This is a genomic window from Synechococcus sp. MU1611 (genome assembly GCF_020514255.1).
In the GTDB taxonomy this organism is placed as follows: Bacteria; Cyanobacteriota; Cyanobacteriia; order PCC-6307; family Cyanobiaceae; genus Parasynechococcus.
The window spans coordinates 630,951-654,349 of sequence record NZ_VTLC01000001.1 but is presented as its reverse complement, the minus strand read 5'-3'; the positions used below and the strand labels follow the sequence as shown (position 1 = coordinate 654,349).

The 23,399-nt window shown below is 56.0% G+C and carries 25 protein-coding genes and 1 pseudogene; 16 read left to right on the top strand and 10 right to left on the bottom strand.

Translation table 11 applies throughout. The annotated features are described in order from the left end of the window. The first annotated feature begins 650 nt into the window (after window positions 1-650). Window positions 651-896 carry a hypothetical protein gene (locus tag FZZ92_RS03880; protein ID WP_226422624.1) on the top strand — a complete coding sequence of 82 codons (246 nt, stop codon included), beginning with the start codon at window positions 651-653 and terminating at the stop codon, window positions 894-896. Window positions 897-3,212: 2,316 nt separating this feature from the next. Here FZZ92_RS03880 and rpe read toward each other — a convergent pair. Beyond that, window positions 3,213-3,896 carry a ribulose-phosphate 3-epimerase gene (gene rpe, locus FZZ92_RS03875; protein ID WP_226422623.1) on the bottom strand — a complete coding sequence of 228 codons (684 nt, stop codon included), beginning with the start codon at window positions 3,894-3,896 and terminating at the stop codon, window positions 3,213-3,215. A gap of 150 nt (window positions 3,897-4,046) precedes the next feature. Here rpe and glpX point away from each other — a divergent pair, with 150 nt between their 5' ends. The 7 genes from glpX (at window position 4,047) to FZZ92_RS03840 (ending at window position 11,005) form a co-directional block, all read left to right on the top strand. Continuing rightward, window positions 4,047-5,051 (top strand): class II fructose-bisphosphatase, encoded by a 1,005-nt coding sequence (gene glpX / locus FZZ92_RS03870; protein WP_115023262.1) that lies wholly within the window; start codon window positions 4,047-4,049, stop codon window positions 5,049-5,051. 31 nt (window positions 5,052-5,082) lie between these two features. Further along, window positions 5,083-6,381 (top strand): glutamyl-tRNA reductase, encoded by a 1,299-nt coding sequence (locus FZZ92_RS03865; protein ID WP_226422622.1) that lies wholly within the window; start codon window positions 5,083-5,085, stop codon window positions 6,379-6,381. A gap of 121 nt (window positions 6,382-6,502) precedes the next feature. Continuing rightward, window positions 6,503-7,798, top strand: a complete 1,296-nt coding sequence (locus FZZ92_RS03860) for a glucose-1-phosphate adenylyltransferase (RefSeq protein WP_166018315.1) — start codon at window positions 6,503-6,505, stop codon at window positions 7,796-7,798. 150 nt (window positions 7,799-7,948) lie between these two features. Continuing rightward, complete coding sequence (gndA, locus tag FZZ92_RS03855) at window positions 7,949-9,367, top strand: NADP-dependent phosphogluconate dehydrogenase (protein WP_226422621.1); 1,419 nt, start codon at window positions 7,949-7,951, stop codon at window positions 9,365-9,367. Between the two features lie 10 nt (window positions 9,368-9,377). Further along, on the top strand, window positions 9,378-10,091 hold the full coding sequence (pgl, locus tag FZZ92_RS03850) for a 6-phosphogluconolactonase (protein ID WP_226422620.1): 714 nt from the start codon (window positions 9,378-9,380) through the stop codon (window positions 10,089-10,091). Continuing rightward, window positions 10,072-10,632 carry a CIA30 family protein gene (locus FZZ92_RS03845; RefSeq protein ID WP_226422619.1) on the top strand — a complete coding sequence of 187 codons (561 nt, stop codon included), beginning with the start codon at window positions 10,072-10,074 and terminating at the stop codon, window positions 10,630-10,632. The genes pgl and FZZ92_RS03845 overlap by 20 nt, the downstream gene beginning before the upstream one ends. 4 nt (window positions 10,633-10,636) lie before the next feature. Beyond that, on the top strand, window positions 10,637-11,005 hold the full coding sequence (locus tag FZZ92_RS03840) for a hypothetical protein (RefSeq protein ID WP_226422618.1): 369 nt from the start codon (window positions 10,637-10,639) through the stop codon (window positions 11,003-11,005). Window position 11,006: 1 nt separating this feature from the next. Here the strand turns inward: FZZ92_RS03840 and ilvD are convergent, their stop codons facing one another. The 3 genes from ilvD to FZZ92_RS03825 are packed head-to-tail and all read right to left on the bottom strand — an operon-like array spanning window position 11,007 to window position 13,645. Beyond that, complete coding sequence (gene ilvD, locus FZZ92_RS03835) at window positions 11,007-12,680, bottom strand: dihydroxy-acid dehydratase (RefSeq protein ID WP_226397706.1); 1,674 nt, start codon at window positions 12,678-12,680, stop codon at window positions 11,007-11,009. A 44-nt stretch (window positions 12,681-12,724) separates the two neighbouring features. Then, window positions 12,725-13,003 carry a hypothetical protein gene (locus FZZ92_RS03830; RefSeq protein WP_115023247.1) on the bottom strand — a complete coding sequence of 93 codons (279 nt, stop codon included), beginning with the start codon at window positions 13,001-13,003 and terminating at the stop codon, window positions 12,725-12,727. A 36-nt stretch (window positions 13,004-13,039) separates the two neighbouring features. Continuing rightward, a complete protein-coding gene (locus FZZ92_RS03825; RefSeq protein ID WP_226422617.1) occupies window positions 13,040-13,645 on the bottom strand; it encodes a uracil phosphoribosyltransferase in 606 nt (201 codons plus the stop codon). Between the two features lie 55 nt (window positions 13,646-13,700). Here FZZ92_RS03825 and FZZ92_RS03820 point away from each other — a divergent pair, with 55 nt between their 5' ends. Next, window positions 13,701-14,210 carry a pentapeptide repeat-containing protein gene (locus FZZ92_RS03820; protein ID WP_115023243.1) on the top strand — a complete coding sequence of 170 codons (510 nt, stop codon included), beginning with the start codon at window positions 13,701-13,703 and terminating at the stop codon, window positions 14,208-14,210. 6 nt (window positions 14,211-14,216) lie between these two features. Continuing rightward, window positions 14,217-15,347 (top strand): cobalamin biosynthesis protein CobW, encoded by a 1,131-nt coding sequence (gene cobW / locus FZZ92_RS03815; RefSeq protein ID WP_226422616.1) that lies wholly within the window; start codon window positions 14,217-14,219, stop codon window positions 15,345-15,347. Here cobW and FZZ92_RS03810 read toward each other — a convergent pair. Continuing rightward, entirely contained in the window at window positions 15,284-16,150 is an 867-nt protein-coding gene (locus FZZ92_RS03810; protein ID WP_226422615.1) for a DMT family transporter, read from the bottom strand. The genes cobW and FZZ92_RS03810 overlap by 64 nt on opposite strands. An 89-nt stretch (window positions 16,151-16,239) precedes the next feature. Here FZZ92_RS03810 and FZZ92_RS03805 point away from each other — a divergent pair. After that, a pseudogene (locus FZZ92_RS03805) lies at window positions 16,240-16,481 on the top strand (DUF389 domain-containing protein); the annotation flags it as partial. Window positions 16,482-16,558: 77 nt separating this feature from the next. On the opposite strand, the gene FZZ92_RS03800 reads toward FZZ92_RS03805, so the two are convergent. After that, complete coding sequence (locus tag FZZ92_RS03800; RefSeq protein ID WP_226422614.1) at window positions 16,559-17,506, bottom strand: SDR family NAD(P)-dependent oxidoreductase; 948 nt, start codon at window positions 17,504-17,506, stop codon at window positions 16,559-16,561. Continuing rightward, window positions 17,493-18,398 carry an SdiA-regulated domain-containing protein gene (locus FZZ92_RS03795; RefSeq protein WP_226422613.1) on the bottom strand — a complete coding sequence of 302 codons (906 nt, stop codon included), beginning with the start codon at window positions 18,396-18,398 and terminating at the stop codon, window positions 17,493-17,495. The genes FZZ92_RS03800 and FZZ92_RS03795 overlap by 14 nt, the downstream gene beginning before the upstream one ends. Here FZZ92_RS03795 and FZZ92_RS03790 point away from each other — a divergent pair. The 4 genes from FZZ92_RS03790 (at window position 18,393) to FZZ92_RS03775 (ending at window position 20,467) form a co-directional block, all read left to right on the top strand. After that, on the top strand, window positions 18,393-18,935 hold the full coding sequence (locus FZZ92_RS03790; RefSeq protein WP_226422612.1) for a TIGR00730 family Rossman fold protein: 543 nt from the start codon (window positions 18,393-18,395) through the stop codon (window positions 18,933-18,935). The two genes, FZZ92_RS03795 and FZZ92_RS03790, sit on opposite strands and share 6 nt — an antisense overlap. Next, window positions 18,935-19,630 (top strand): SDR family NAD(P)-dependent oxidoreductase, encoded by a 696-nt coding sequence (locus FZZ92_RS03785; RefSeq protein ID WP_226422611.1) that lies wholly within the window; start codon window positions 18,935-18,937, stop codon window positions 19,628-19,630. The genes FZZ92_RS03790 and FZZ92_RS03785 overlap by 1 nt, the downstream gene beginning before the upstream one ends. A 67-nt stretch (window positions 19,631-19,697) precedes the next feature. Next, entirely contained in the window at window positions 19,698-19,985 is a 288-nt protein-coding gene (locus FZZ92_RS03780) for a hypothetical protein (protein ID WP_226422610.1), read from the top strand. Next, window positions 19,982-20,467 (top strand): HIT family protein, encoded by a 486-nt coding sequence (locus tag FZZ92_RS03775; RefSeq protein ID WP_226422609.1) that lies wholly within the window; start codon window positions 19,982-19,984, stop codon window positions 20,465-20,467. The genes FZZ92_RS03780 and FZZ92_RS03775 overlap by 4 nt, the downstream gene beginning before the upstream one ends. Here FZZ92_RS03775 and FZZ92_RS03770 read toward each other — a convergent pair. Both FZZ92_RS03770 and FZZ92_RS03765 read right to left on the bottom strand, forming a co-directional pair. Next, window positions 20,451-20,852, bottom strand: a complete 402-nt coding sequence (locus FZZ92_RS03770; RefSeq protein WP_226422608.1) for a hypothetical protein — start codon at window positions 20,850-20,852, stop codon at window positions 20,451-20,453. The genes FZZ92_RS03775 and FZZ92_RS03770 overlap by 17 nt on opposite strands. A gap of 17 nt (window positions 20,853-20,869) precedes the next feature. Further along, window positions 20,870-21,106, bottom strand: a complete 237-nt coding sequence (locus FZZ92_RS03765; protein WP_226422607.1) for a hypothetical protein — start codon at window positions 21,104-21,106, stop codon at window positions 20,870-20,872. 889 nt (window positions 21,107-21,995) lie between these two features. Here FZZ92_RS03765 and FZZ92_RS03760 point away from each other — a divergent pair. Then, window positions 21,996-22,250 carry a hypothetical protein gene (locus FZZ92_RS03760; RefSeq protein ID WP_226422606.1) on the top strand — a complete coding sequence of 85 codons (255 nt, stop codon included), beginning with the start codon at window positions 21,996-21,998 and terminating at the stop codon, window positions 22,248-22,250. 772 nt (window positions 22,251-23,022) lie between these two features. Here FZZ92_RS03760 and FZZ92_RS03755 read toward each other — a convergent pair. Next, window positions 23,023-23,262 (bottom strand): hypothetical protein, encoded by a 240-nt coding sequence (locus FZZ92_RS03755; protein ID WP_226397692.1) that lies wholly within the window; start codon window positions 23,260-23,262, stop codon window positions 23,023-23,025. Between the last annotated feature and the right edge of the window lie 137 nt (window positions 23,263-23,399).

Here is a 23,399-nt window from a genome sequence, read left to right as displayed (position 1 = left end):
TAAAGAGATTTCAACCTAAGGGATACTTATTTCGAAAATATTACTTCCTCATGTTCTGGCTTATTCATGTGTTTTTATGGTCAAGAAATGTCTAAATACGATTCGCCTTGGCGTGAGCTTTTGGCGATGTGTGATCTGCGTGAGTAATGTTGTTCTTGGACATTGATGATTTGCAGGCTTTTCCGGGGCGAATATTATCCTCGTTGTTTTGCTGTAGTGGTCGTTATCTTCTTAAACAAATCCTGTCAGTTCCGCGTTCAATGATCAAGTGATTCTTTGATGAGGATTATCCGGCTTGCCCTATTTTGACAGCGTTGTTGTTTGTGATGGCAATGGGGAGAAGTATTCCAGCGCGATATGACTTCCATTGGCTTTCGCCTTCCTGATGAGGACAAGCCTCTTGGTGTCTTTCGTTCCCCCGTGTGATCAGTTTGTTGATCCCCCTTCTTCTCCCATTTCTCCTGTGGTTCTGCTCCCGTAGCGAGAGCTAGAGGGATAGCCCCCATGGAAAGGAGGAATCTGATGGGGGATACGAGGACGAGGGTGCAATCAATGACACACCACTGCTTTATGGAAGATGTGGAGGGCCTGACGAAGTTGTTGAACAGAGCTTTCTACGACCACAATTATCGAGAATTTTTTTGCCATCAATGACTGCCGCCACGCGCTTGATCAAAAAACTCGACAAAGCCTTGGCCAACTACGACAGCTTTGGAGACAACCCCGGCGCTCACGTTGAAGAGGTTCTTGGCAAGCTTGAGAAATCTCTGGACAACCTGCGCTCCAAGTCGAATCCAGATCACATGGCGAGGATCTACGTGGAACGAGACCGCGCCATGATCAAGCAGGTCATCCTGAACCGCGTCATGGCAGGTGATCTATCTGAAAGGGCCTGAACACGCCTCAGATCCCGCCACCAGTAATGCTAGATGTCGCAGTGGATTTTGATGTCGATGAGCTGTTTTGACCGTCACGATGCACACAGGCACTCGCTCTCATCATGGTGAATAACGGGTGCTTATTCAATTCGGATCCCCTCCAGAGCGATGTTTAACGAGGATGTGATTTGGGCTCAGTGCTAACTGGGGTTAATTCCGCTCTTCTCTAAAAAAAGTCTGTTCCGTAACGGAATAGTCAATGTCTGTTGTCGAGTTGAGAGTGGGCAATCCACTCCCGATGCGTGCGGACCCCGGCTCCTTTTATCCCTCAGTCAGCCGCCATAGACATGCATCACTGCTTCTAGGGCACCAAGGCCAACGAGGAACGTGCCTGCGAGAAGGGCGAAGTCTTTTCTTGAGTTAGCCACAGAGACGACGGTTGCTCCGGCGAATGCCAACAGTAGAAACCTAAAGGCAATGGGAAGGCTCAACGTTGCGGAAGGTGTATTTCTCTGATGAGTTTTGTAAACCCACTGCGGTGCATGGTGTTATCCGCTTGATACCAACTTTGAGTTACTTAATTGCTCTCAAGGGAGATATTCATGGCTTCTCCAAAACGGCCAACATCTCTTTCAAGTAAGCCTGCGTCAAAAAGACACGATTGCTAACGATATTTTTTCTAGGGGGTGAGATGGATGGCATACCTGTTACCTCCAGAACGGTGGATTGCTGTCTGCGACAGGCGCGATCAACCTTGCATGTCGTCAGTCTGAAGAAAACCTGTGGTGTGGGCTAGCTCCTGCCGATGTTCACCATGGTGGACTTGTGGGTCTGGCAGCGAAAGCGGCCGCCACAAGGGGATCGAGGCCTAACGGACTCTCCCCACCTCTGAGGGGGATCGAGGCCCACGTGGACTCTCCCCCACACCCTTCTTGTCAGCCCACTTCCAGTTGCCTTTGGGAACAAAGGTCAAAGTGACGCGAGGAGACACCAATGAAAGTGTGATTGTCGTGATCAACGACCGTTAACCCTTCAAGAAGGGCACGGTTATCGACCTTGCCTATGGAGCTGCTGATGCATTGGAACTTGATGAAGATGGTGAAGCCGTCGTCAGCCTTAAGGCTTTGGACTCATCGAGCTAGGCATCAATCCAGCAGAGATGAGATGTCTCCTGGATTGGCTTGCGCTTCATTAGAGCGATTTCACCTCAATTAGATGAGCAATGTCTGAGAGTTGTGGTGGATTTCTCTGCTTCCTCCGCTTCTGATCGAAGATAACGTTTCCGCTGTGCCGACTCCAAACCAGATAGCTGGACGGGATGTCTGGAGGGTGCGATCCGTTGAGGCCGATCAAGACCCCTTAGAAGTGGATGGATTCCTCGTCTGCTCATTGTCTTCTCCTTGGTTATGTGTGAATCTCGCGCTGTGACCTGTGGGTCATCGCGTTATTTCATGCTTTCATAATATCGATTTCTGTTTTGTGTTCAATATCACTGATTGTGGTAATTGCCGTCCTCGAGTTGTTCGGGTGACCCGACGTCCACTTCCTTCTGGTGCCTTCTTCTTACTATCACACAATCTTTAGAGGCAAGACAAATACATTGTTCAATGTGCTGCCACTCTGCCATTGATTTCAGCAAGCTATGCACAAGTAAAATGTTCAAAAAGGAAGGCCAACCCTGCCAGCAGGGATGGCCTGAACCTTGTTGGCGTTCTTTGAAGCTGAACGAAGCGTCTGGCTGTGTGGCTAGTTAGGCCAGTCAGGCAGCTTCTAAATTCTGCTGAGTTGGACCGTCGTCAGGCATTGGACGCCTCCGACTTCGACAGTTTCACCATCGTTCAGGCGATTGGTTGAATCATCAGTATTCCAACTCAAGTGGATACGCCGGAGAGCTGGACGTTGTTTGTAGACCGGTGTTATCAACAAGAAGGCAGTGGTGGGCCACTGCCTTTTTTCATTTGGCTTATGAGCTCAAGTGTTGAAGCACGGCACTGATGTTCATGCCTCCCTTGGCATATCCAGCAACAGCAAGTGCAATCACACCAGCGTTGAGGGCTAGGAATGCTGCAACTAGCTTGACTTCAACGTTCATAAAACAATTATCGGTGTCTCTTTTGCTGCACCGTGGCTCCAAATCTTTGGAGATGATGAAACTGTGGATTCCTCGAACGTTGAATCTTTTTGGGGCCTCAAGCCACCACTGGGCCTTGTTCTCTATGGCGTCAAGCCACCATCCGTGCTGAGCCCTCGCTTGAGCTCATGGTGTCTGCCGGCAATAAAAAAGCCCGGCAATGGATGCCGGGCTTGGTGCTATTGACGCGAACGACCTGAGGATCAGGCGAGAACAGCTTCTTTGCTGCTGCTGTTCCGGATCCCTTTGATGGCTTCAGCGTAATCAGGTTGGTTGAACACCCCTGAGCCGGAAACAATTGCGTTGGCGCCAGCTTCAATGACTTTCCAGGCATTGGCACCCTTGATGCCGCCATCCACTTCGATCCAGGGATCAAGACCTTTTTCGTCGCACATGCGGCGCAGGTCGCGAATTTTCTGTACCTGGCTTTCGATGAAGCTTTGGCCGCCGAAACCGGGGTTGACACTCATGATCAACACCAGATCGCAAAGCTCAAGGCAGTACTCGAGGGTTTCGAGGGAAGTCGAGGGATTGAGCACCGCGCCTGCTTTTTTGCCCAGGTCTTTGATCTGAGCGAGGTTGCGATGCAGGTGCGGACATGCTTCAACCTGCACCGAAATGATGTCTGCACCGGCCTTGGCGAAGTCGGGGACGTACTTCTCCGGTTCAACAATCATGAGGTGAACATCAAGCGGCTTCTGGGTGACGGGACGAAGCGCTTCGACGATCAGGGGGCCAATGGTGATGTTTGGGACAAAGCGCCCGTCCATCACATCCACATGGATCCAATCCGCACCTGCTTCGTCCACGGCTTTCACTTCTTCGCCGAGGCGTGCGAAGTCAGCCGACAGGATCGACGGCGAGATCACCAGGGGCTTGGTGCTCATGGAAGTGGAGCGCGAAATGCCGAGTGATTTTAGGGACTCCTGCAACCACTGATACAGTGAGCCGCGCTCAGACGTCGAGATCCACTGCGGCGGCGGCAAACTGCCCGTCCAGGAGATCTCGCCAACCCGTACCACCCCATCCGGAGTCCCGTGGATCAGACCCTCATTCAGGAAATTCTCGAGATCGTCGAGCAAGCCGCCATCGCTTCCGCCACGCTCTCCGGCAAAGGTCTGAAGGATGAAGCGGATGCATTGGCTGTTGATGCCATGCGCAAGCGCATGAATCAAATTCAAATGCAAGGTCGCATCGTTATCGGTGAGGGCGAACGCGACGAAGCTCCCATGCTTTACATCGGAGAAGAGGTCGGTACTGGCAATGGTCCTGGCGTCGATTTCGCCGTTGACCCTTGCGAAGGCACCAATCTTTGTGCCTACAACCAGCGTGGCTCAATGGCCGTTCTTGCGGCATCCGACCGTGGCGGTCTGTTCAATGCTCCCGACTTCTATATGAAGAAGCTGGCTGCGCCCCCGGCAGCCAAGGGCAAAGTGGATATCCGCAAGTCGGCCACTGAAAACATCAAGATCCTCAGCGAATGCCTGGGGCTTGCCCCTGACGAACTGACCATCGTTGTGATGGATCGTGCTCGTCACAAGGATCTGATCGCTGAGATCCGCGCTACCGGTGCACGGATCCAACCCATCTCTGATGGTGACGTTCAGGCTGCGATCGCCTGTGGCTTTGCCGGCACTGGTACCCACTGCCTGATGGGCATTGGTGCAGCACCTGAGGGTGTGATCTCTGCTGCTGCCATGCGCGCTCTCGGTGGCCATTTCCAGGGCCAGCTGGTTTACGACCCGGCTGTGGCTCAAACTTCCGAATGGGCTGACATGACCAAAGAGGGCAACCTGGCGCGTCTGACTGAGATGGGCATCACAGATCCCGACAAGGTCTACGAAGCTGAGGAACTGGCCTGCGGTGAGCATGTTTGTTTCGCAGGAAGCGGCATCACTGATGGTCTGCTCTTCAATGGAGTTAAGTTCGAAACGGACTGCACACGCACCAGCAGCCTGGTGATTAGCAACCTGGACAACACCTGCCGCTTCACCAACACCGTGCACATCAAAGACGGTGCCCAGAGCATTGCTCTGAGCTGATCGTCACTAACTGGTTGAGAGGAACGTCTCCATGCATATTGCCGTCGTCGGCCTCAGTCATCGCACGGCACCGGTGGAAATCCGGGAACGGCTCAGCATCCCTGAGCAGACCATGGAGACGTCGCTCCAATCGCTACGCGGTAATGAGCAGGTGCTCGAGGCTTCGATCCTCAGCACCTGCAACCGTCTTGAGATTTACACCCTGGTTCGGAACCCCGACCTCGGCGTGTCTGCTGTCAGCGACTTCCTCAGCAGTCATTCCGGCCTTGAGACAGGTGAACTGACCCCTCACCTGTTCAGCTTTCACCACGAAGACGCTGTCGACCACCTGATGCGGGTGGCAGCAGGTCTCGACAGTCTTGTGCTTGGGGAAGGACAGATCCTCTCCCAAGTCAAGAAGATGATGCGGCTCGGGCAAGAGCACAAATCACTGGGCCCGATCCTCAATCGCTTGCTGACCCAGGCTGTCACTACAGGCAAGCGGGTCCGCAGTGAGACCAATCTTGGAACGGGAGCCGTTTCAATCAGTTCAGCGGCCGTTGAGCTTGCCCAGCTGAAGCTTGGGCAGTCCCGTGGTCTTGATCAACTGGTCACCCTGGAAAGTGAGCAGATCGCTGTAGTTGGTGCAGGGCGCATGAGCCGTCTGCTGCTTCAGCACTTGCAGGCCAAGGGTGCTTCAGGGGTGGTGCTGCTGAACCGCACTGTTGCCCGTGCCGAACAGCTGTCTGCCGATTTCCCTGATCTTCCGGTTCAGTGCAGGCCGCTCTCCGATCTGGATCAGTATCTGAGCACCTGTTCCCTGGTGTTTACCAGTACCGCTGCGGATGACCCGATCATTGATGCGTCCCGGCTGGCTCCACTGAACCGTCGCAGCAAGCTTCGCCTGATCGATATCGGGGTGCCCCGCAACATCGCTGCTGATGCTGCCGAGGTTGACGGCGTTGAATCCCACGATGTGGATGATCTTCAGGAGGTCGTCGCCCGCAATCAGGAAGCTCGCCAAGCCATCGCTCGAGAGGCAGAGCAGTTGCTTCAGCAGGAAGCGCAGCAGTTCCTGGAATGGTGGGACAGCCTTGAGGCAGTACCGACGATCAACCAGCTGCGTTCCTCCATGGAATCGATCCGTTCGGAGGAACTGCAGAAGGCCCTTAGCAGGATGGGTCCTGATTTTTCAGCCCGAGAGCGTAAGGTTGTTGAGGCCTTGAGCAAGGGGATCATCAATAAGATCCTCCATACCCCAGTCACTCAGCTGCGGGCTCCGCAGACACGGCAGGATCGTCAACAGGCTCTTCGGATCGTGGAAAGACTGTTCAATTTGGAGGCCTCTTGACCTGTCGAGCCGTTCAGTCGCGAACTGAATCCCAGTAATCTCGACTGATTCTTCTCCAAGACGGTTCTTAAGCCAAAAACTCCGGTAAGTTCTTGCGGCAACGCCGATTTGGGATAACGGCATGAAGCGGGTTTTGGCCATCATTCTGGGCGGAGGTGCTGGTACGCGCCTGTATCCACTCACCAAAATGCGTGCCAAGCCGGCTGTCCCTCTGGCTGGTAAATATCGTCTGATTGATATCCCTATCAGCAACTGCATCAATTCCGACATCAACAAGATGTACGTGATGACGCAGTTCAATAGCGCATCGCTCAACCGCCATCTGAGCCAGACGTACAACCTCAGTAATTCATTCGGTGGAGGATTCGTTGAGGTTCTCGCCGCCCAGCAGACCCCCGATAGCCCTACTTGGTTTGAGGGCACTGCAGATGCAGTTCGAAAATACCAATGGCTTTTTCAGGAGTGGGATGTTGATGAGTATTTGATCCTTTCCGGTGACCAGCTGTACCGGATGGATTACAGCCTTTTCATCGAGCATCACCGCCGCACTGGTGCTGATCTCACCGTTGCCGCCCTCCCTGTTGATCCCAAACAGGCTGAGGCCTTCGGCCTCATGCGTACGGATGAAAACGGCACTATCAAGGAGTTCCGCGAAAAGCCCAAGGGTGATTCACTGCTGGAGATGGCTGTTGACACCTCTCGCTTTGGCTTGAGTGCAGATTCTGCCAAGGAGAGGCCCTATCTGGCCTCGATGGGCATTTACGTCTTTAGCCGTGAGACCCTGTTTGATCTGCTTGATAAGCATCCCGGCCACAAGGATTTCGGCAAAGAGATCATTCCCGAGGCCCTTGCAAGGGGCGACAACCTTCAGAGCTATGTGTTCGACGACTATTGGGAAGACATTGGGACGATCGGTGCTTTCTACGAAGCCAACCTTGCGTTGACCCAACAGCCCACACCCCCTTTCAGCTTCTACGACGAAAAATTCCCGATTTACACCCGTCCCCGGTATTTGCCTCCCAGCAAACTTGTTGACGCTCAGATCATCAATTCGATCGTTGGAGAAGGCTCGATTTTGAAGTCCTGCAGCATCCACCACTGTGTTCTTGGCGTACGCAGCCGGATCGAAAGTGACGTCGTTCTTCAGGACACGCTGGTGATGGGCTCTGATTTCTTCGAATCGAGCGATGAGCGTGCAGTTCTCAAGGAACGCGGTGGCATCCCCCTTGGTGTCGGTAAGGGCACCACTGTGAAACGAGCCATCCTCGATAAGAACACTCGCATCGGTTCGGGTGTCTCGATCATCAACAAGGACAACGTCGAAGAAGCGGATCGCTCGGATCAGGGTTTCTATATCCGTAATGGAATCGTGGTTGTTCAGAAAAACGCAACCATTCCCGACGGCACGGTGATCTGATCGGTCATCTGATCGTTGATTTGAACCCTTGTCAGGAAGGCCGTCGGCCCCGAAATCTGATGGCCCATTCCTGACATAACTTGTGTGATTTGCGGTCGAAGCGGTCCGGCCTCAACACACTGAGCACAGTTGTCAGTGGTCCTCCAGACCATGTCCAAGTCTCACTTCGGCCTCATCGGTCTCGGCGTGATGGGGGAAAACCTCGTCCTCAACGCGGAGCGCAATGGCTTCTCCAGCGTTGTCTACAACCGCACCTATGCGAAGACTGAAGACTTCCTGAATGGGCGCGGCAGGGAGAAGAACATCCAGGGCGCCACGGATCTTGAAGACTTCGTCGGCAAACTTGAACGCCCCCGCCGGATTTTGATGATGGTGAAAGCGGGCCCCGCAGTTGATGCTGTGGTGGATCAGCTTTCTCCCTATCTGGAAGAAGGAGATCTGCTGATTGATGGTGGTAACTCCGATTATCACGACACCGAACGCCGCGTGAAGCAGCTCGAAAGTAAGAGTTTTGGCTTCATCGGTATGGGTGTCTCCGGTGGTGCAAAAGGCGCCTTGGAGGGGCCAAGCATGATGCCCGGGGGGACGAAAGCCTCATATGAGGCCATCGAGAGCCTCGTGAACAAGATGGCGGCACAGGTCGAGGATGGCCCCTGTGTCACCTATATCGGCCCCGGTGGATCAGGTCATCTGGTCAAGACGGTCCACAACGGCATCGAGTACGGCATCGAGCAGATCCTGGCCGAGGGCTACGACCTGATGAAGCGGGTCAAGGGAATGACCGGTGTGCAGATGGCTGATGTTCTTGGTCAGTGGAATGCCACTGAGGAGTTGTCGTCCTACCTGGTGGAGATCACGGAGGTGTGTCTGCGCACCAAGGATCCTGAAGATGGAACCGATCTGGTCGAGAAGATCACGGATCAGGCTGGCCAGAAGGGTACGGGCCTCTGGACTGTGGTGACTGCACTGCAGATGGGTGCCTCGGTTCCCACCATCTATGCATCGCTCAATGCGCGTGTGATGAGCTCCATGAGGCCCCAACGGATGGCGGCTGAATCCATCCTCAAGGGTCCCGCAATCAAGGACTTTGATCTGGGGACGCCTGAGGATGCCATGTCTCCGTTGATGGATGCCACGGTGCTGAGCTGCATCGCCAGTTATGCCCAGGGCATGGAACTGCTACGCATTGCGTCCCAGGATCTCGACTATGAGCTCCACATGCCTTCCATCGCTCAGATCTGGAAAGGTGGCTGCATCATTCGCGCGCGCCTGCTCAAGCGGATTCAGGATGCCTTTGACGCTGATCCCCAACTGCCCAACCTGATGGTGGATCCTTGGTTCGCCGAGCAGATCAACCGCCGTCTCCCTGGCCTGGCCAAGGTGGTTGCCGGTGCTGCCGAAGCCGGCATTCCGGTTCCCTGCTTCAGCAGCACCCTCGACTACATCAACAGCTACCGCTCAGGTCGCCTTCCCCAGAACCTGGTTCAGGCGATGCGCGACTGTTTCGGGTCCCACACCTATCAACGGGTCGACAAGGAGGGAACGTTCCACACCGAATGGCTCAGCTGAGCGGTCATCCATGACGAACTACCGCGTCGAGCGGGCGAGGGATCCTCAGGACCTTGCCCGCCGGGCTGCCGAAACAATCGCTGCCCAGATCGATCTGGCCTTGGATCAAAGAGACCGATGCCAGATCGCACTTTCTGGAGGCAGTACCCCTGCCAGTGCCTATTCACTGCTTGGTCAGGAGAGGCTGCCCTGGGATCGGGTGGATGTGGTGCTGGGTGACGAGCGATGGGTCGCTGCTGAGGATGAATCCAGCAACGCGGGCATGTTGCGGCGCACCCTGCTCGCCCCTGGGCCTGGAGCTTCTTCCTCCTTCCACCCTGTGCCCACGGTGGAACTTGAGAGCCCGGAGGCCAGCGCTCACGCCTTTGCTGAACAGGTCTCCCGGCTTTGTTCGGGTGTCCCTCCCGTGTTTGATGTGATGCTGCTTGGGCTGGGCGACGACGGTCACACCGCCTCCCTTTTTCCCGGTACGGATGCTCCAACGGTTGTGGATCGCTGGACAACCATTGGTCGTGGCAAGGGCTTGGATCGGATCACCTTGACGGCTCCTGTGCTCAGTGCCGCCCGACAAGTGATTTTTCTGGTGAGTGGGGTCGGCAAGCAAGAAGCCTTGCGGCGCCTGCTGGATCCTTCTGAGTCCACCGAGCGCACTCCCGCACGCCTGGTTCAGCCTGCTAGTGATGTGCTGATCCTTGCTGATCAGGATGCAGCCGCCGGTCTCTGAACAGATTCTTTTCCAGGGCAGCGATTTCGCTGACTGGGCCAGCCTCAATGACACCATCATGGGCGGCCGATCCCGTGCGGGTTGTCATGTTTCCCAAGAAGGACTCGTTCTGGAGGGAGATTTGGTGGAAACCGGTGGCGGTTTTGTCAGCTGTCGCTCGCCCCGCCTCCAACCCCCGCTCGACCTTTCTCCTTTCTCCGCTCTGCAGCTGGATGTGGAGGGGGAGGGTCGAACGCTGAAGATTGCCATCGGTTGCCGTGATGGGGCCATGGGACTCACCGAATTGATTCCTGGTGGTCTGCGCTGGGTGGTTGATGCCGTAACTGATCCCGATGGGGTGACCCGGGTGGTGGTGCCTTTCACTCAGCTCAGGCCCACGGTGCGTGCCAAGCCAGTTGGTTTGCCGTTGCGCTTCGATCCCAGTGGCATCACGCGAATTCAGGTGCTGCACTCCAAGTTCGGCGATGCGGGCGATCTCAATCCAGGCTTTCGCCCCGGCTCCATACGAATGCTGATTCGATCCATCCGCGCCTTGCCCTGAACCGATGGACCTTCTGGTGTTGATCGCCAAGGCGGCCGACGTTTGTCTCAAGCCATGGAGCCATGCAGTGGTCTTGATTGACCCCTCAGCTCCTGAGCAACTCGACGACCTTCATGTGCGGATTGAAAGCCGGGATGGCGATGGCAAGCGCCATCCCGATCGGGATCTTGAGCTGGAGATTTATCGGAGTGGTGATGAGATCAATCTGATGCTCAGCTGGTGGGATCAACCCGAACGCCCAATGCTCTGGCATGGGCGACATCCGGTTTGGATGGATGGGGCCTCGGGCCAACGTTGCTCGGCGCCGCAGGATGCCACTCCTTTGGAGGCGCTGGCTCGACGCTTAAGGGCTCTGGTGCAACCGGCCATTTGACTCAGTCGTCGTGATCGGTTGTTGCGCCTCGGCTCGAGCTGGAGACGAGCCGTGCGTATTTGCCGAGAATTCCGTTGCGATAGCGCGGTTGCGGTTTGGTCCACCCCGCACGACGACGCTCCAGTTCGGCCTCATCCACGTTCAGTTGAAGCAGCAGTTGGTCGGCATCGACGGTGATGCTGTCACCTTCCTGAACCAGGCCGATGGTTCCTCCGACGGCGGCTTCTGGAGCGACATGGCCCACAACGAGACCGTAGGTGCCACCGCTGAAGCGCCCATCGGTGATCAGAGCGACCTTGTCTCCAAGGCCTTGTCCCACGATCGCTGAGGTGGGAGCCAGCATTTCCCGCATGCCAGGTCCACCGACGGGACCCTCGTAGCGGACGACGACCACGTCACCGGCTTTGATCTGCTTGTCGAGGATGGCAGCCAGGCATTTTTCCTCGCTTTCGAAAACCCGGGCCGGTCCAGTGAGCACAGGCGTTTTCACACCGCTGATCTTGGCCACGCTGCCTTCTGTCGCCAGGTTGCCCTTGAGGATCGCCAGATGTCCCTTGGCGTACATGGGGTCGCTGAGTGGACGGATCACGTCTTGCCCGGTGGGTGGTTCTCCTGGAACGTCCGCCAGAAGCTCCTTCAGGCTTTTTCCTTCGACCGTGCGGCAGTCCCCGTGGAGCAATCCGGCATCAAGCAAAAGCTTCATCACCTGGGGGATACCGCCGGCATTGTGCAGATCAACGGTTACGTAGCGACCGCTGGGCTTGAGATCGCAGATCACCGGCACCCGCTGACGGATTCGCTCGAAGTCGTCGATGCTCAGGTCGACACCGGCTGTGCGGGCAATGGCTAGAAGGTGGAGCACCGCATTGGTGGAGCCACCTACCGCCATGATCACGCTGATGGCGTTCTCAAACGCTTCTTTGGTGAGCAGATCGAGGGGGCGAATATTGGCTTTCACCGCCTCGACCAGCACCTCAGCGGAGCGCGCTGCACTGTCGGCTTTTTCCTCGTCCTCCGCAGCCATCGTCGAGCTGTAGGGGAGGCTGAGACCCATTGTTTCGATGGCGGCACTCATCGTGTTGGCGGTGAACATCCCGCCGCAACTGCCAGCACCCGGGCAGGCATTTTTCTCAACCGCGGTGAGCTGCGCTTCATCGATTTTGCCGCTGGTCAGCTGGCCGACAGCTTCAAAAGCGCTCACCACCGTGAGATCACAGCCGCCAAGCTTGCCGGGCTTGATCGTGCCGCCGTAGACGAACACCGACGGAATATTCATCCGTGCCATGGCCAGCATCGCGCCGGGCATGTTCTTGTCGCAGCCGCCAACAGCCAGCACGCCGTCCATGCTCTGGCCGTTGCAGGCAGTTTCGATCGCATCGGCGATCACCTCCCGACTCACCAGGGAGTACTTCATCCCTTCTGTGCCCATGGAAATGCCATCACTCACAGTGATGGTTCCAAACATCTGAGGCATGCCTCCGGCCTGTCGGGCTGCTTCCTCAGCCCTTTTGGACAGGTCATTGAGCCCCACATTGCATGGAGTGATGGTGCTGTAGCCGTTGGCAATGCCCAGGATCGGCTTGCCAAAATCACTGTCTCCAAAACCGACGGCCCGCAGCATGGCCCGGTTGGGAGACCGCTGAATCCCCTTGGTGACGGCGTCAGAGCGAAGCATGTAACGGAGCGGACCAGTGGCGATTAAGCCAACCTACCGAGCGCTCATCCTTCGCTACCGAGACCTTCAAGTTGGGCGCGAACGCGGGCGATCTCAGCGTTCAGTTTTTCCACCCGTTCCTCGAGGTGACCGTTGGGTGAGCTGTCCAGCACTTCAGAGCCGTCTTGCATTCGCGGCGCATGCAACATCGACTTCTGCACTCCATAGCGCCTACGCCTGTCGGCTTCATTCAAGAGCCACCAGGCCAGACCAGCGGCACCGAGCACTGCTCCGGTGACCAGCGTTGCAAGGGTGCCTGAGCCCGTGTCGTGCTGCTGGGCCATGGGTGCAATCAACCTGACTGAAGGTTAGTCACGCTCTCAACGTCTGAGGTTGAGCCGTCGCACAGGGTCACCGATTCCCGGACGAATCTCGCCTTGTTCACCCAGACCTTCGTCGATGCAAGCAGTGTGCAGCGTCAGGTCGGGAACGGTTTCTCCCAATAGCTTCAGCCCCGGACTGGCACACAGCGAGGTGATTAAACGCAGACGTCGCCCATCAACACCCTTGTTTTGCAGCTCCTGCAGGAGCTTGAGTGTGGCCTGGCCATCGCGGATCTGATCAATAAACAGAATCACCCCAGCGTTCGCCTCAATCTCCTGCGGGCATGTCCCTAAACAAAGGGATGCATCAGGTAGTACGGATCGTCCTCCTTGCCACAGCTCGAGGCCACCAGGAAGAACTGGGATGGCGATCAGGGGCACAGAAGCCTCAACGATGGTTCCTTCGGTGTCTCCGTCCATCCCGGGCACCGTGTCGCGACGATGGGGCAACCAGTCCCGCAGGGCTTCGTAGGTGAGCCAGCGGCCCAGTTCCTGCAGTGCAGTGGCATAAAGGGCTGGAGGTGTTTCCCGGTGCCGCAGCATCGTCAGCCAATGACCGATTAGTGGATGGGGTGGAACCACCACCCGCAGGCTCATGGCCATAACGACTCGCTCCGCTGGTGTTTGCCATAACGTGATTGCTCAAATTACCGGTCTCATGGGCGCCCTTCGACGTACGGCCTCGCTGCTGGCGGTGATCCTGCTGGGTCTCAGCACCATCTTCTGGCCTGAGTCGGCCGAGGCCATCACGGCTCCGGAACTCCGCGGACAGTTTGCAGTTCAGGAGATCAGCTCCGACATGCACGGCCTCGATCTCAAGGAGAAAGAGTTCCTCAAGGCAGATCTGCGGGAGGTGAATCTGAGCGGCACAGATTTGCGGGGAGCTGTGATCAACACCTCTCAACTTCAGGGCGCCGATCTGCGTGACGCCAACCTCTCCGATGTCGTCGGCTTTGCCAGTCACTTCGAAGGCGCCGATCTTCGTGGTGCCAATTTCACCAACGCAATGATGATGCAGAGCCGTTTTACCGACGCGCAGATTGATGGTGCTGATTTCACCAACGCCGTGATCGATCTGCCTCAGCAGCGGGCCCTTTGCGCAAGGGCTGATGGCTCCAACCCGATCAGCGGGGTGTCAACCCGTGAGAGCCTGGGCTGTCGTCCTTAAGTTTCCATGCCAAAACGTCTGCCGGTGACCGTGTTCACTGGCTTCCTTGGGGCTGGTAAGACCACTGTGCTGCGCCATCTGCTCACCCGCGGCGGCCAGCGTTTGGCGGTGATGGTGAATGAATTTGGCAGTGTGGGCCTTGATGGTGATCTGATCCGCAGTTGTGGGTTTTGCCCTGAGGAGGATGTGGCCGGCCGCCTGGTGGAGCTGAACAACGGCTGCCTCTGTTGCACGGTTCAGGACGATTTCCTCCCGACGATGGAGACGTTGCTTGAACGGGCGGATCAGCTGGATGGGATTGTTGTTGAAACCAGCGGCCTGGCCTTGCCACGTCCCTTGCTTCAGGCCTTGGACTGGCCCGCCATTCGCAGCCGTGTTCATGTGAATGGTGTGGTGACGCTGGTGGATGGCGAGGCCCTTGCGCAGGGCAGCCCTGTGGCTGACGCCGATGCGCTTGAGCGTCAGCGCGCCGAGGATCCCAGCCTCGATCACCTCACAGCCATCGACGAGTTGTTTGAGGATCAACTCCAGGCCGCTGACCTGGTCTTGATCAGTCGTGCCGATCGTCTGGACGCTGCGGCGATGGCTGATGTGAAGGAGGGAATTAGCAACAAAGTCCGACCGGGAACTGCTCTGCTTCCGGTCTCTCAGGGACAGGTGGAGACGGCTGTTGTGCTGGGACTGGAGCACCAGGCCACGCATCAGAGCCATAAGCACGAGCACCACGACGATCACCACCACGACCATGACCATGACCACGACCACGATCATCACGACCACACCCACGTCGAGATGGTCGGTAGCAACGTTCGCGTGGAAGGCGCCCTGGATCGGCAGGCTTTCGAGCAGCTGCTGCCCAACCTCGTTCGTGATCAGCAGGTGCTTCGTCTAAAAGGGCGCGTCTGGTTGCAGGGCAAAGCGCTTCCGCTTCAAGTCCAGATGGTGGGCCCACGGCTGAACAGCTGGTTTGAAGCTGCCCCCAGCCATGCCTGGCGTCCTGAGGTTGGCTGCGGTGCTGATCTTGTGGTGCTGGCGTTGAACAACACTGCAGCTTCAGCCGTGGAAACCGCTCTTCAGAGGCTTGTGCAGGCCACACCGGCCAAGGCCAGCACTGCAGCAGCAGCTCCGGGGAGCTGAATCGGATCACCTTCCATTCGGCCAATAAAAAGAGCCATCACCGGAGCCGTAGCCATCAGCGTGACGCCTTGTCCAACGGGCATGGTCTGCAACACGACCTGTTGCAACAGGATGCCCCCGTTGGTTCCGATCAGGGTGGCGACCACAAGCTTCCACTGCTCCTGCCGTGTCAGTGCTGATCTTCTCCAGGCCCCCTTCATCACGGGGATCAGACCAAGCCATCCCCCCAGCAAGCGAATGGCTGCCGTCTGCAGTGGCGTCAGTTCTGAGCTGATCAAGACATGACGGGCAAGAAAGGCTCCGCTCAGACCACAGATCACAGCGATGAGGGCCAATATCAGACCGCTGCTCAGTTCGGTGCCGATTTCACCCTCTTGTCGATGGCTTGCTTCCTTGGCCTGTAACGCGATCAGCACAACCGCGCCCGACACCAGGATGGCGCCAAGCCAGTTCCTCGAACTCAAGCTGTCCCCCATCACAAGGACTCCAGCGATGCTTGCCAGAACCGGTCCACTTGCCTCGACAGTGAGGGTTCGACGGGTGCCGAGTCGACGTAAAGCACCGAGGTAAAAGCTGTCTCCTGCAGCAATACCGATCAATCCGCTGATCAGCAGCAGCAACACAGCTTCTCCCTCGGTACCCCGCGGAAGCATGAGCAGTACCGGCAGAAACACCAGGCTTGCCAGGCCGTTTTTCAAAGCATTGAGCCGGATTGCCGTCACCCGACCCGATAGCGAACGCCAAAGAGCACTGGCTCCAGTCCAGGCCATGGCTGCACCGAGGGCCGCCAGCACTCCCGTCATCTCTTGATGGTGATCGTCGTGAAGTCTGCTGTGTCGTTCAGAACTCTGTGCACCATTCAGGAACGTGAGTGCTTGAGAGGCGAAAGGCGCTGGGGCACTTGCTTGAGAGCTTGTCGGGGCATTGGGCGGTTCATCTTGAAAGTCGTGTCCCGCGTACTGAGCTGTACGAAGCACGGATCGCATCATCCAAGCCTTCGCTTGGCTGTTTCATTCTTCTGATCAGCCAGCGGTGATCGCAACCCTTGGGTTGATCTCCAACAGCACGGCTGTCGTCATTGGAGCCATGATCGTCGACCCGCTGATGGAACCCATCCTCAGCTTGGCTTTTGGTTGAGCCGTCAGTGACGGGAAATTGATCCGACGTTCTGCTGTCTGTGTGTCTTTTTTCTATGGGGCTGAACAACAGTTTTATGTTGAAAGCGTCGCCTTGATCAGATTGGACGACAGCGTCCAGAGAGTCGTCGCTTTGTTGCTGTCGGATGCTTCTTCGGAAGGTTCAGTTGGGCTGAATTGATGTCGTCCGGGCCCCAGCAGCCCGTTGCTCCAGTAGGTGAATCCAGGCTGGTTGAGCTCTTTGTCGATGAGTTGCACCAAAAGACCTCCGGCCTGTTCAACGCTTTCCGTCAATCTCAATAGATCTCGGGCGACAAATCCAAACAAGGCCTGCCCCATGGGATTGGCTTGGCGACTGTTTCTGAAAAAACCCCCTGATGTCCGTGGAATCACCAGTCCTGGACTCCATGCCACCACGGGTACTCCAGGACTTTGACGATGAATCTCCTGAGCCATCAGCAGATTGCAGAGCTTGCTGTCCTTGTAGGCCTTATCAGCATTGAAAGGGCTTATGCCGTCCACCATGGCCGCCCCTGGCCCCTGGTGAATGCCCTCCATCGTGCCGAGTCCTGCAGGTTGGCCAACCCTCCCACCTCCAGTGGATGGGTTGTGCACCTCAGAGGCGGTGATGACGATGGCTCGGGCGTGCTCCTTCAATCTTTCAACCAGGAGTTGATGGGCCAAATGGTTCACCGCAAAGGTGAGTTCAATGCCTTGTTGACTCCAACGGGGTGAACGATGTCCGGCGTATTGCAACCCCGCATTGAGCACCATCGCATCGAATGTTGTGTGGCTCTGACGGAGGTGGTCGATCGCCTTGGCGACGGACCCAAGGTCTGCCAGATCTGCAACACAGGTCTGAACAGATCCAGACAACGCTGCTTGGGTTTGACCGGCCCGTTCTGCATTACGACAAAGGATGGTGAGCTCATCTCCACGGGCCAGCAGGATCTTTGCCGCTTCAAGCCCGATCCCGCTGCTTGCACCAGTGATCAGGACTCTGCGCTGCTCAGCTGTCGTCATGGACTTTGAACACGTAGAGATCAGCGTCACGATCGCTCACCACATACATCCTGTTCCGTTGCGGATCGAAGGCAATGCCCTCGGGTTTGCGGATCTGCCTTTCCTTGGCTCCAGTGCTGATGGTGAGATCAAGGCGCTGAAGAACAACATCACGTGTCCAGTCGTATTGGAACAGGCACTGACCTTTGTCGCTGGCAATCCAGATCGTGTCATTCCTGCTGTCGTAACTCAGCCCGGAAAAATCAATTTTGTCGGACTTGAGCCTGGGGTGATTGAACCCCTGGTCTGTTTGCAGCACCCTCGTTGAAAGAATGGTTGTGAGGGCGGGGTCGAGTTCGATCAACAGACCTGGTCGTTGCTCCTTGAAGACAAACACGTGGTCGTTGCTGGTGTTTACGGTGATTCCCTCCAATCCATTGTTGTCTGGGGGATCTGGGAAATAGTCAGCGATGGTGTCGTAGTTGCGCATGGCTGACAGGGGGCGGCGAGAGCGTTCACGCCGGGTGTTGAGATCCACCACCACGAGTGAATTTGTCGCCTCTTGAACCACGAGCAGTTCACTTTCGTCGCGGCGGATAGCAATCCCCTCCAGGTCGTCGAGGCCGATGAAGAACGAGTCGGCGACCGAAACCCTGCCCTTGAGGTCAAGGCGGAAAATCGCCTTGGTGTCATCACTGACGGTGTAGAGCGCTGATCCATCAAGGTTCAATGTCAGCCCGGAAGGTTCATTGAGGCCGAGCCCTGGGTCACGAATCCGGTGACTGCTCAGCAGTTCAAGGCGAGACGAGGTCATGTTCACAAGGTGCCATTCGAAGCGATTGTCTGCATTGATGTCGCTTCTGCCAGCCACTGCAGGAGAAGATGGACGGATCACGGCAGGGGCGTCATGCATCGGATCGCTGTGTATTGCGGCTCTCGGAGTGGAGAGTCTCTCTTGTTCAAGGCTGCCGCGAATGAGTTGGGCGCCTTGCTTGCCTCCGATGACATCTCCCTGGTTTATGGCGGTGCCCGGATTGGTTTGATGGGCGCCGTTGCTGATGCCGCTCTGGCTTCTGGTGGTGAGGTGATCGGGGTAATCCCTGAGCCGTTGATGCTCGATGAGGTCGTGCATACCGGCTTGACCCGTCTGGATGTTGTGGGCTCGATGCATGAGCGCAAAGCGCGGATGATTGAGTTGGCTGATGCGGTAATTGCAATGCCCGGTGGTCTTGGAACGCTGGAGGAGTTGTTTGAGGCATTGACATGGGCTCAGCTTGGTTTTCATGCCAAACCGATCGGCATGCTCAACGTCAATGGCTACTTCGACGCTTTGCTGAGATTTCTGGATGAAAGCGTCTCGACAGGATTCATGACGATGCAAAATCGAGCTCTTCTGGTGGATGCATCGACACCACAATCTCTTCTCAATCAACTCTTGAACGTGACCTGATGCCACGCACTGTCTTGCTCACCGGAGCCAGTCGAGGCATCGGTCGGTCCATTGCGAAGCGGCTCCTTGACGACGGTCATCGTCTCAGCCTCGGCTTGCGAGATCCAGATTCACTCAGGGGAACGGAACTTGATGTCGACCGTGTTGCCCATCATCCCTACGACGCCAGGGAACCCGCGAGTGCTGAAGCCTGGGTGGAGGCCACCATTCACCAGTGGGGACAGATCGACACCCTCATCCACTGTGCTGGAATTTTGCATCGCACCCCGCTGCTGTTTGCCAATGGCGAAGAGCGCGACCTGGATGAACTCTGGTCCGTCAATGTGATGGGACCCTGGTGGCTGACTCGCGCGACCTGGCCATTCTTGGCGTCCTGTGGCCATGGGCGGATTCAGGTTCTGGTCTCGATGAGTGGCAAGCGCGTCAAGGGTCGGATGGCGGGATACCCCGTTAGCAAATACGCCTTGATGGCGCTTTGCCAGAGCATGCGCAATGAAGGCTGGGACCAGGGGATTCGCGTGACCGCGATCTGTCCCAGTTGGGTCAACACCGACATGGCTCGTGCGGTGACGGCGGTACAACCGGCAGAAATGACCCAACCCGGTGACCTGGCGATGCTTTCCAGCACCCTGCTGTCGCTGCCGGATGCTTCAGTTCCCTTCGAGTTAGCGATGAACTGTTCCTTCGAAACCTGAATCTTCTGGTGACGAGGCTTTCCTGCTCCGGTGACGGCGCTATGGATGACTCAACGTCTTTACCGCGATGTGTCTTCTGGCGGCCATTGGCTTGCTTGCCCCACGCCTTGTCTTGGTGTTGATGTGGTTGATCAACAGCAGCTTCGTTCTCCAGCCATTCACTGGCACCAGTGTTCCCAATCCAGTACTTCCCGTTCTTGGCCTGTTGTTTCTTCCCACAACAACTCTTGGGTATTGCTGGGCAGTGGCGTCGTTTGGAGGAGTCTCCTCCTTCAGTGGACTGTTGGTGGTTTTGATCGGACTCATCATTGACTTCGGCTTGATCGGCAACGGCCGTGGAGCCGCGCGCCGTTGAACCGTGTTCCGTTAAACAACACCATCTCCGTGGAAAGCTGTGCCATTTGTCAGCTGCATGCCGACCCTGCAGCCCGACAGCGTTATGAGATTCGGCGGTCTGAGCTCTGGGTGCTGCGCCATCACCCTGACCCAGCCCCACTCACCGGCTGGCTCTTGCTTGATTCACTACGCCACTGTTCTGGACCTGTGGATTTCTCTGAGGCGGAGGCCTCAGACTGGGGACGCGCAGTAAGAGATGCCAGTCATCTTGTGAAGCAGATCACCGGGTGCGAGCGCGTGTATGCGATCGCCTTCGGTGAAGGTGCCCAACACCTTCATCTGCATCTCATCCCTCGACACCTCGATGAACCGGCCTCCAAGGCCTGGGCCGTTGCAGACCTTTATCGAGCCATGGATTCAGGTGATCGAGCTGCATCAGATCCAGCTGCTGTGGCCTCGTTAGTTCAACGCAGTCGTTCCTTAATCACCGCTCAGAGTTGAACCGCTTGCGCGTTTTGCTGTTGTTGATCCTGTGCTTCAAGCGGCCAAGAGGCCAGCCGAGGTGTTTGAGATGAATCAAGGTGTGGGCTGAGGCTTTAAAGCAGTTCTCGCTATAGCTGCCAGTGATCCCTATTTCTTTGAGGGTAAGCAGAAGCAATCGTTGCTCACGACGGGTTCCCCGACGACTAGCGAGGACGACAAAATCGCGATCGCGGAACTGTTGATCAATCGCTTCGATGTTGTCGCAATATCCCAGGGTGAGAGTTTGATCAATGGCGCGATACGCGGTGTAGATCCGCCCCTCGGGATTGTCCTTCAGAGTTTGCACCCGTTCGCTTAGGGCAATCACTGCTTCCATGACCGGCGCCTGGAGAGCTTGTTCCATCCGTTCGATCTGCACGATCAAAGACCTCCCACAGCCAAGCGTTCATCACAGGCACCCTCGTAAGCACGGATGGCTGCGCCGGGAATAGAGCCATTGCTCTTGAGTTGGCGCACTGAATGCTCAACGCACTGGAGCACAACACTGGTGAGCTCTCGGCCTTCGCATAGCGCCCAGCTGCGAAGCAGCACATGAAGGCTCGGTGGAACCGAGACCGTGAGTTTGACCTGGGTTTCGCGGGTGGAGGTTCTGATCATGACCCGTGTGCTGCCGAAGCAACTCAAGAGTACCTTCAAAGTCACCCGAAAGCAACTGCTGAGATTCTATGGGGTTGCTTCTGGGTTACTCGATAGAGGCCCTGCGCTTTGATCTGCTTTTGCGGCCAAGGGCCCCTCTGAGGTGTTGTGTCGTCGGGTAGGGCCAGGTCCCCCTCCCCCCGAAGCGTCTCTGGGGCTATCAGGCATTAAACAAATGAGCTCTTGCTCTGGGTGGATGTCAAAAGGTCGAACAAATAAATTGTTAAGCGACATGATTATTTGCAATATTGATGATCAGAATCCCGCTTGGCTTGTTCGAATCACCTGTGCAACAGAATGGTTGGATTGTTGTCAAGAATTTAACAATTATCACGGTTGCCGGAGCAATGCGTTGCTGGAAGTTCGCTATTATTTTGTTCGTTAATCAAGTTATTTCTGCTGTGATTGTTTTTAATAGACATTGGTTAAAGTCTTGCTCTAGGGTTCATGCTCCTGCCATGAATAATGTTAACTGTTCTATTGCCAAGTTGTTTTGTTGATGGTGGAAAAGTGTTGTTCACCCTTTCAGGCTTACTGCCTTGGCTTAGGCTCGCCGCAGGACACTTTCTGTTGTCGATCGTTCAATTCGAAGCCAACTGTCTCAGACGTTTTGAGTCTGATGAGCGATCTCTGATTGTGGTTAGTTGGAACTATTTTTAAAAGAAAATTCAACACCCTTGCGGTGTCGTTACAATCTATTGATAGTCTTAGAGACGCTATGGGTGCGGCTGCAATTCAGGCTGACAAGGTGGTCAATGTCAAAATGGCCGAGTCAGAGCACACTTTGCTGAAAGCGTATTGCGCCTCGGTAAACCGCAGCATGCAAGATGTGCTGAGGGATTTCACGTTGATGGAAATCCAGAAGCAACATTTCTGTTGTCGTCTTGTGCGCTCCTTGATGGAAGAGCATTGCGTCGATCACGACCCCAGGGTCGAGAAACCCTGTGCTGGTTATGCCTGTTACTACTGCCGACATGCAGAAGCCTGCAAGGCCGGCGAGACAGAATTGCTTTACATCCCCCGTCAGGAAATACGCCAACTGGTGACGGAGGAGTCGGCTTACATCTTCGACTTCGACGGAAGCAGCATCGACCGTCCGTCCTAAGCAGGCCAAGCCCACTCAAGTCTCCAGCCACGATAGATGTTTAGCTCGGCCGGAATTTCGCAATCGTTGGCTTCACTCCCATGCTCAAGCCCACTCCTTCCTGATCGATTGCAAGAACCGGTTCCGGTCCATCATTCGGCATACATACTTTCTACTAAGTGCCAAAGCCTGAACGCTGTATCGCCTGCGATTTGGTTCCGCAGAGATTTTCCGTGCTGCTTTGGCCCGTCAGCGAAGCCTCGTCTGCTGACGGATTGAGTCTGACGAGCGTCTAGGCGTCCTATTTAGCCGACCATGGCTAGGCCATCTAGAGGGGAATCATTCCGAGACTCGAACGGAATTTGTGAATGTCGAAAAATTGTCGCTGGCTTCGACGAAATCCCGCACTTTTCGGCTCATAGTGGTCGTGCCAAAGCTGCTATAGGGGCTTGGAAGCCGGGCAGAGCGATGTCCGACGAGAGCTGAGATTTGACCCTTGCTTCGACTGGGGTCAAGTCCGTTCTTTGTTAAGAGATTTGGTGCTGAACTCCATATTGTCTCCATGCCTATCAAGGTATGAACGTGGTCGAATCGCTCCGGTGGTGCATCGCCGTCGACCACAAACATTTCTTTGATACTTCAACAGTATTTTCGATCTATCATGCTCCTGGAGCTTGGTTGTCTGTTGAGGCCGTCAATGCAATGCCTGTTGTGGTGGAAGGGAGTGCGTTACTGACGCCCTGATCGAATGTTCAACGGAGTGCTGATAGCGCTGGGCTGCCCAGCACTTCCATCAACGGTGCCAGCGTCGCCGGAGTGTCGGAATCACCAGAAAATCCATCACCGCATACGTGATTAGGCAGGGGACGAAGCCCTTCTCCACCAGATCGCAAACTCGCCTTTGCGGATCCCATTCACAGAACGCCAGCTCAATCAACCAGAAGACCGCCACCTTGGCCGTAAATGACGTGAGGGCGAACCGCCATTCCGCTGCACTGAGACGCGATTCACCCAGCACAACAAACCCATGCATCAGCAGGAGTCTGCAAGATCTCCTGAATTGCTGGTGATGCCAATCAGTGATCCGTCACCAGTGTGTGGATGTTCGGCAATGTCTCCCCCCTTGCAATCAGCCTCCAGCTGTTCGGAGAAGGCACGTTTCTCGTGACC

What these genes read in the sequence shown, in the direction of transcription:
- FZZ92_RS03810 (WP_226422615.1), bottom strand. Translation starts at nt 16,150, where the DNA reads ATGACGGGAGTGCTGGCGGCCCTCGGTGCAGCCATGGCCTGGACTGGA.
- FZZ92_RS03860 (WP_166018315.1), top strand. Translation starts at nt 6,503, where the DNA reads ATGAAGCGGGTTTTGGCCATCATTCTGGGCGGAGGTGCTGGTACGCGC.
- gndA (WP_226422621.1), top strand. Translation starts at nt 7,949, where the DNA reads ATGTCCAAGTCTCACTTCGGCCTCATCGGTCTCGGCGTGATGGGGGAA.
- FZZ92_RS03880 (WP_226422624.1), top strand. Translation starts at nt 651, where the DNA reads ATGACTGCCGCCACGCGCTTGATCAAAAAACTCGACAAAGCCTTGGCC.
- FZZ92_RS03830 (WP_115023247.1), bottom strand. Translation starts at nt 13,003, where the DNA reads ATGGCCCAGCAGCACGACACGGGCTCAGGCACCCTTGCAACGCTGGTC.
- FZZ92_RS03825 (WP_226422617.1), bottom strand. Translation starts at nt 13,645, where the DNA reads ATGGCCATGAGCCTGCGGGTGGTGGTTCCACCCCATCCACTAATCGGT.
- FZZ92_RS03795 (WP_226422613.1), bottom strand. Translation starts at nt 18,398, where the DNA reads ATGCATGACGCCCCTGCCGTGATCCGTCCATCTTCTCCTGCAGTGGCT.
- FZZ92_RS03865 (WP_226422622.1), top strand. Translation starts at nt 5,083, where the DNA reads ATGCATATTGCCGTCGTCGGCCTCAGTCATCGCACGGCACCGGTGGAA.
- pgl (WP_226422620.1), top strand. Translation starts at nt 9,378, where the DNA reads ATGACGAACTACCGCGTCGAGCGGGCGAGGGATCCTCAGGACCTTGCC.
- FZZ92_RS03755 (WP_226397692.1), bottom strand. Translation starts at nt 23,262, where the DNA reads ATGCATGGGTTTGTTGTGCTGGGTGAATCGCGTCTCAGTGCAGCGGAA.
- FZZ92_RS03765 (WP_226422607.1), bottom strand. Translation starts at nt 21,106, where the DNA reads ATGATCAGAACCTCCACCCGCGAAACCCAGGTCAAACTCACGGTCTCG.
- FZZ92_RS03800 (WP_226422614.1), bottom strand. Translation starts at nt 17,506, where the DNA reads ATGACGACAGCTGAGCAGCGCAGAGTCCTGATCACTGGTGCAAGCAGC.
- FZZ92_RS03770 (WP_226422608.1), bottom strand. Translation starts at nt 20,852, where the DNA reads ATGGAACAAGCTCTCCAGGCGCCGGTCATGGAAGCAGTGATTGCCCTA.
- FZZ92_RS03760 (WP_226422606.1), top strand. Translation starts at nt 21,996, where the DNA reads ATGGAAATCCAGAAGCAACATTTCTGTTGTCGTCTTGTGCGCTCCTTG.
- FZZ92_RS03840 (WP_226422618.1), top strand. Translation starts at nt 10,637, where the DNA reads ATGGACCTTCTGGTGTTGATCGCCAAGGCGGCCGACGTTTGTCTCAAG.
- FZZ92_RS03780 (WP_226422610.1), top strand. Translation starts at nt 19,698, where the DNA reads ATGTGTCTTCTGGCGGCCATTGGCTTGCTTGCCCCACGCCTTGTCTTG.
- FZZ92_RS03785 (WP_226422611.1), top strand. Translation starts at nt 18,935, where the DNA reads ATGCCACGCACTGTCTTGCTCACCGGAGCCAGTCGAGGCATCGGTCGG.
- FZZ92_RS03845 (WP_226422619.1), top strand. Translation starts at nt 10,072, where the DNA reads ATGCAGCCGCCGGTCTCTGAACAGATTCTTTTCCAGGGCAGCGATTTC.
- FZZ92_RS03820 (WP_115023243.1), top strand. Translation starts at nt 13,701, where the DNA reads ATGGGCGCCCTTCGACGTACGGCCTCGCTGCTGGCGGTGATCCTGCTG.
- rpe (WP_226422623.1), bottom strand. Translation starts at nt 3,896, where the DNA reads ATGAGCACCAAGCCCCTGGTGATCTCGCCGTCGATCCTGTCGGCTGAC.
- FZZ92_RS03790 (WP_226422612.1), top strand. Translation starts at nt 18,393, where the DNA reads ATGCATCGGATCGCTGTGTATTGCGGCTCTCGGAGTGGAGAGTCTCTC.
- cobW (WP_226422616.1), top strand. Translation starts at nt 14,217, where the DNA reads ATGCCAAAACGTCTGCCGGTGACCGTGTTCACTGGCTTCCTTGGGGCT.
- ilvD (WP_226397706.1), bottom strand. Translation starts at nt 12,680, where the DNA reads ATGCTTCGCTCTGACGCCGTCACCAAGGGGATTCAGCGGTCTCCCAAC.